The organism is Stieleria tagensis (assembly GCF_024129865.1).
Taxonomy (GTDB): domain Bacteria; phylum Planctomycetota; class Planctomycetia; order Pirellulales; family Pirellulaceae; genus Stieleria; species Stieleria tagensis.
Genome location: NZ_JAMYFE010000070.1, coordinates 1 through 5394, shown reverse-complemented (window position 1 = coordinate 5394; position 5394 = coordinate 1). Strand labels below are relative to the sequence as shown.

At 53.4% G+C, this 5394-nt stretch carries 7 protein-coding genes and 1 pseudogene; 3 read left to right on the top strand and 5 right to left on the bottom strand.

What is annotated here, in order from left to right; genetic code table 11:
- Together NHH03_RS17590 and NHH03_RS17585 are read left to right on the top strand one after the other, a co-directional pair.
- Nucleotides 1–180 (top strand): annotated as a pseudogene (locus tag NHH03_RS17590) (ThiF family adenylyltransferase); the annotation flags it as partial.
- A 259-nt stretch (nucleotides 181–439) separates the two neighbouring features.
- Complete coding sequence (locus tag NHH03_RS17585; protein WP_253158299.1) at nucleotides 440–871, top strand: hypothetical protein; 432 nt, start codon at nucleotides 440–442, stop codon at nucleotides 869–871.
- Nucleotides 872–959: 88 nt separating this feature from the next.
- Here the strand turns inward: NHH03_RS17585 and NHH03_RS17580 are convergent, their stop codons facing one another.
- From NHH03_RS17580 to NHH03_RS17565, 4 genes are all read right to left on the bottom strand, one after another.
- Nucleotides 960–1256, bottom strand: coding sequence for a transposase domain-containing protein (locus NHH03_RS17580; protein WP_253158298.1), 297 nt, complete (start codon nucleotides 1254–1256; stop codon nucleotides 960–962).
- A 240-nt stretch (nucleotides 1257–1496) separates the two neighbouring features.
- Nucleotides 1497–1727: a hypothetical protein gene (locus NHH03_RS17575; RefSeq protein ID WP_253158297.1), complete on the bottom strand. Its 231-nt coding sequence runs from the start codon at nucleotides 1725–1727 to the stop codon at nucleotides 1497–1499.
- Complete coding sequence (locus NHH03_RS17570; RefSeq protein ID WP_253158296.1) at nucleotides 1727–2512, bottom strand: polymorphic toxin-type HINT domain-containing protein; 786 nt, start codon at nucleotides 2510–2512, stop codon at nucleotides 1727–1729. The genes NHH03_RS17575 and NHH03_RS17570 overlap by 1 nt, the downstream gene beginning before the upstream one ends.
- A 63-nt stretch (nucleotides 2513–2575) precedes the next feature.
- A complete protein-coding gene (locus tag NHH03_RS17565) occupies nucleotides 2576–2890 on the bottom strand; it encodes a hypothetical protein (RefSeq protein WP_253158295.1) in 315 nt (104 codons plus the stop codon).
- On the opposite strand from NHH03_RS17565, the gene NHH03_RS17560 reads away from it, so the two are divergent.
- Nucleotides 2878–3873 (top strand): IS4 family transposase, encoded by a 996-nt coding sequence (locus NHH03_RS17560; protein WP_261364329.1) that lies wholly within the window; start codon nucleotides 2878–2880, stop codon nucleotides 3871–3873. The two genes, NHH03_RS17565 and NHH03_RS17560, sit on opposite strands and share 13 nt — an antisense overlap.
- A 544-nt stretch (nucleotides 3874–4417) precedes the next feature.
- On the opposite strand, the gene NHH03_RS17555 is transcribed toward NHH03_RS17560, so the two are convergent.
- Nucleotides 4418–5394 (bottom strand): hypothetical protein (locus NHH03_RS17555; protein WP_253158293.1); only part of this gene is annotated, 977 nt, incomplete at its 5' end.

Sequence of the window (5394 nt, the reverse complement as noted above, 5' to 3'; positions counted from 1 at the left end):
TCCACTCTGTTCGCTCAGTCGGATGCCCATACCGGTCAATGCACTTCTGCCAGTACCGTCTATGCCGCCAACCTGACCGCGTGTCTGATGGTTCATCAGCTGACGCGATGGCTGAGACAGATCCCGGTGGAACGGGATTTAAGCGTCAATCTGCTCGCTTCGGAAATGGTCCCGATGTAGCGGCGCCGCTGACAACTTCGTCCCCGTCTCGCATCGGAGGAATCTGGAACTGTCAAAACCACCTTACTGGATCGAACAATTGAACGGAGGAAGAAACAAAGTCCGATGCATCCACTGTTTGCTGTGATCTTGGTTCTGGCCTTGTCGCTTGCAATTGCCGTGACCTTGATCCTGCAGGCGAGAACTCAAATCCGTGGGCTGCGAAGCATCTTGCTTCATGTGCTCAACAACAGAATCCCCAACAATGAAGAGGAGGTGTATGAGAAAGAACTCTGGCAGCCGCTGCGCGATGCTGGTCACGATCGTGACCTTGCTCGTGACGGCGGGATGCCAAAAACAAGCTCCCGGCCTGAGCGGTCCCCAAGTGGACCAAATTCTGGACGTCCAGCAAACGATCGTCGACGAACAGACAGGACTCAATCAAGGTCGCGATGATTTGGAGTCGGATCGCAGGCAATGGGCCCAGCGCGACCGCCGAGATCCGATCATCGCCGAATCGATTCAGTCGGCAGCGATTCTAATCGCTTGTTGCCTGCCCCTGGCGATGCTCACGCTTCTCCTGTGGCCCCAGCCACGGCAGGACGGCGAGCAGGCGGCCAATGAAGTCTTGGTCGAGATGTTGACTCCCGACTGCCAACACTTGCGTGACGATTCCTCGGATCGAGAACGCCACAAGCTACCCGATGTCTAATCGCAAGTCCTAGAACCAACCAGCACCCCGCCGGATCATTCCGGCGGGGTGCGCTTTGGTGGTGGCGGTGTATAGTTGCCGCGACCACTCATTTTTTAGCCCCCAGAACAATTCGCCTTGGATCGGTTGCTAGCTGCGTGATTGATGACATGACCGCTAGCCGACGCGCCTTCTGTTCCGCGTCGCGGTACTGACGAATGCTCTCGGGATGCGAAGTTCGCCAAGCATCTGGCAGCAACGCTTCGTAGTCTGTCGATCCAACGGCAAGTCGGCGGAGGCAGTCATCCACATAAGCCCAAACGTCCAGATGATGCCGGGCCGCCGATGACACCAGGCTGTACATCAAAGCGGCCACCTCGCCGCCACGATAACCGTTACCAAGCATTCACGATCGAAGGATCAGCGTCGAAATGCCGTATGCCATCATCGAGCAAGTGAGTACGGTTAAAAAGTGATCCTTGCCTCTCGTCACCGTTGTACGAATCAGACCTGAGTTCCTGACGATATCGTCAATGTCATCAGTGGTACCACGAAGGCCACGGTAAATCTCCTCCGCAGCATCCCAGGATCGGAAATCATCGACGTCAAGAATCCGCCCGCCTGTACTCTTTGGGTCAGCAAAATTTTATTTCATACCCCAATCAAGCTCCCATCCGCTCTCGTCAAAGTACCCAACAAGATCTTCATAGCTTTCAACCCAGTCATCTCCACCACCGGTAAAATCCGGGTTTGGGTTGACATGTATGAGGAAACCTCCAGTATTCTCGGAGTCGTCATCTATACGTACCCAGCTTCCTATATCGTCACCCGCAAGGACTTTCCCGACGACACCAATTTTTATATTGCTTTTGCTCATTATTGAATGATCGGAATATGGTTGTTCACAAATGGCTGACGCCCACCCCTGAATGTCTCTAGGTGAACATGTGGGGCAAAAGGCTCGTGGTCACCCATAAGCGAGCTGTTGTCCATCCGGAACTGTCGTGTTCCATCTGCGCTTCTATACACACCACTACCTGATTGGCCAATCTCCCGGTAGTCAGGACCTAGGAATTTGATTCCTGCTTCTAACGCTTCGTTTTCAGTAAGAGTGTGTGCCGAATCTATCCTTCTTACGCCTGCTCTCTGCCGCCCTCCCAGTGTCTCACTGATTACATCATCTATTTTACTCCCTGGGGCAACTCCACCGCAGTCGTCTAAGCCTGCATTGTGGACTAGGATTCCGGCATTGCCGATCTCGTAGACGTGTTCGGTGTGGATTTCCAGGTTGTAGACTGGCTGACGCCACTCGAAGTTCTCGACCTGAACGATCTCTATCGTACCACTTCTCGACTGCAGCTGTTCGCCGACTTGCAGTCCTGATAGTGCAACCCAATCTTGGCGATCGGCTGACCAAACCGGATGAACCATCGTTCCCAAAATCTCATTGCCGTCGGCAAGCGTGACTCGTGTCATCTGCTCGACCTGACGCGTTCTGAACCGTGCCGTGATGACGTTGCCTTCACCGGCTGCAATTTCCGGACTTGGTTCGATCGAGGTCACCGTGCCCCATGAATTCAGCTCCAATTCGGGAACCGAGAAATACATCGAGCGATCCGTTGCCAACTCAAGCTGATCGAGAAGCTCGGTCGGACGGAGCAAGTCGGCATCACGCCCCCAAGCAAGAGGGGCTCCTATCCGCCAGCCAAGCAGTCTAGATAGACACTACGTCTTTACGAGTCCTGACACGTTTTCTCTTCCGGCCAGATTTACCATGCCCTCAATCGCGGCAATCAACGGCAAACGGTGTTTCACAAAGAAGAAGATTTTCTCGCCTTCGAACGAGTTCTCGCCGTAGGTCTGGTGAAGCACCCGGTCGAGTTGTTCGCTGTTACGCTGATGCCCAACCGGACGTCCTCGCAAACACTCATAAATACCCCCGTCACGTTTTCTTTCCTGGAAGATGTCGGTCTTGGCGTTCCCCCGGTTCAGGGCGTGGTAGATCCCGCCCGCTTCGTCAGCACGTTTTGGTCGTCCCATCAGACCAGTCTACCCGACTCAACGACCGAAATCAGCACGCGGACTTCCAAAAAGAGTCCTGCCACCTTTTTCTTGTTCAGAAGAAAGGATGTGGCTTCCCGATCATGCGATGCGTGATGCTGTACTGTCTCGGCAGCGGTGCGGCCCTGGAGATCGCGATGGCTCCTTATCGCGGCAAGGAGACCGGCGAGAACAGCCTGCTGCAAACGATCATCGGTCTGCTTTTTCCCGGTGAAATCTTACTTGCCGATCGTTACTACGCCACGTTCGCGAACATTCACGGCGCCTATCGGCGGGGCTACGACGTGGTGATGCGGGCACATCACAAACGCAAGATTGATTTCCGCAAAGGCTACAAGCAAGGCAGTTGTGATCAGATCGTTGCCTATCACAAACCGGCCTACCGATCAGTCTGGATGTCGAAGCAAGAGTATGACCATCTGGACGATTTTATTCTCGTTCGACACCTGCGTTATCGTGTCACTCAAAAAGGCTTCCGAGTACGCTACGTTGTGTTGGCAACCACACTGCTCGATGCGTCAAAGTATTCGGTCGAAGATCTTGCCGACCTATACGCTCAGCGGTGGCAGGTTGAGTTGGATATCAGAAGCTTGAAAACCCATATGCAGATGGAGCACTTGCGTTGCAAGAGCCCTTCGATGGTTCGCAAAGAGATCTACGCGCACATGATTTCGTATAACCTGATCCGTGACTTAATCGTACGAACAGCGATACGATACTCAACGGCTCCGAAGTATCTCAGCCACACAGCCGCGGTTCAATCACTCAATGCGTTTTCGGAAAAGCTACAAGCTGGCAGTAGCCGAATCGAATCGCTCGAGAGGGCGTTACTGGAATCCATCAGCGAGCACTCGGTCGGCGATCGAAAACCAAGAGTTCACCCACGAGAAATTAAGCGTCGCCCCAAACAGTACCCACTCATGAATCGTCCCCGTCACGCCGCCCGAAGGTCAGCAGCATGAACAACTTACGGCTTAACCACGCGGCATTCGGGCCTGACCCCTTTGCTTCTTCAGGGAACCAACGGCTTGCGGCGGGCCAGGATGACGACTAGCCGCAGAAGATCGTTGTCGGTCTGTGCACCTTTAAAAATGCCTTAATCCAGATGATCACCCGATCATCTTTTTAGCCAGGCCCCTGAAATGAACTAAATGACGAGACTACCCGGTACAGTAACCAGAAGATAAGACCACCAAGCAATAGGTTTCCAGCGCATCCAATAAACGCGAACCTGAGCAGAACAGTCTGGTTCTTGAGTTTTACGATCACAATGCCTGAACTGACCGCCCCAACGATGCAGCAAGCTATCATTGGCAGAAAAGCGATACCCCAGAAAAAGTAGGTAGATACGACACCAATCGGACACAGCCAGGAAAGTAAACACAACGCCCTAAACTTCGCGTGCATTTTCTCAGCCTCATCTCTCGGCTTCGATAGCAGCGAGCTGGACTTGTATGGATTTATGTCTCCCCTTCGGCTCTTTTCGCCTTTCCTCATTTCATGCAACTAAAGCTGGGGTGTGGGAAGAGGATCGTCTTCATTCCACGTAACGGTAGTAGTGATCGAACCGCTAGTCATGTATTGCTGCGCTAGCCCAGCAAGATGAAGTCGTGCCATCGCAGGCTGGTTGGTCGACTCAGGCTTGTTCGGGTCCCAGTCATATGGGTCCCACATGTTGTAGGTATGCGTAACAGAGTAGCCAAACTTTCCATCTACGTAGGACCCAGTAATCGTCGCTGTACTCCAGCCCGTGTACTCCCCTACGGCGCGCTGCCAGACAGTACCGTGGGTTCCCTCCAGATGTACTTCTTTGTCTACGAGCTCGAGGGTGCCAACGAAGTGCTTTCCATGAACCAAACCTACTAGATATGAAATCGCGCTATCCCACCGGGTAGAGTTGGTATCTAGCAAGATCTGGCGTACATCAAGCGACCGATGGGCTCCTGTATTTCCACGAAAATGCTCCATCGCATCCTTTGCTTCTTGAGAGTACCCGAGATACCATGCCGCCAGCGGTATCCCTGCGTAGTTGGCGTGATCCTCGGCAGTCGCCGGGACAGTATTCCAACCCGCCGAGGGTGTAGGTATGAGCGCGACGACGTTGATGGCTCCTGGGTCAGTGTCTTTATCCTTCGGTGGCGCGGTGTTGCCAAGCTCGAACTGCCCAAATCCGCTGTGGTTGATAGTGATGTTTACAGTAGTTGGATCACTGGTCGAGTTTCCGTCGGATGCGGTAACGTCAAACTCGTCATTAGACGGAACACTGGTACCACCTACCTGTGGCACCCAGTAGGCTGTGTTACTGGGGAGACCTTCTTCACCAAAAAGGATGAAACCTTCCTGTGGATTTCCGTTCACAGAAACCACCGCACCACCTTCTGGATCGTCAAACGGAATGCTGACCCACTGCAGAAAATCGGCCTGTAAGTTGGCAGATGCCCGACCATACTCGGGGGGTTCATTTAGGGCAATCGCACGTCGAT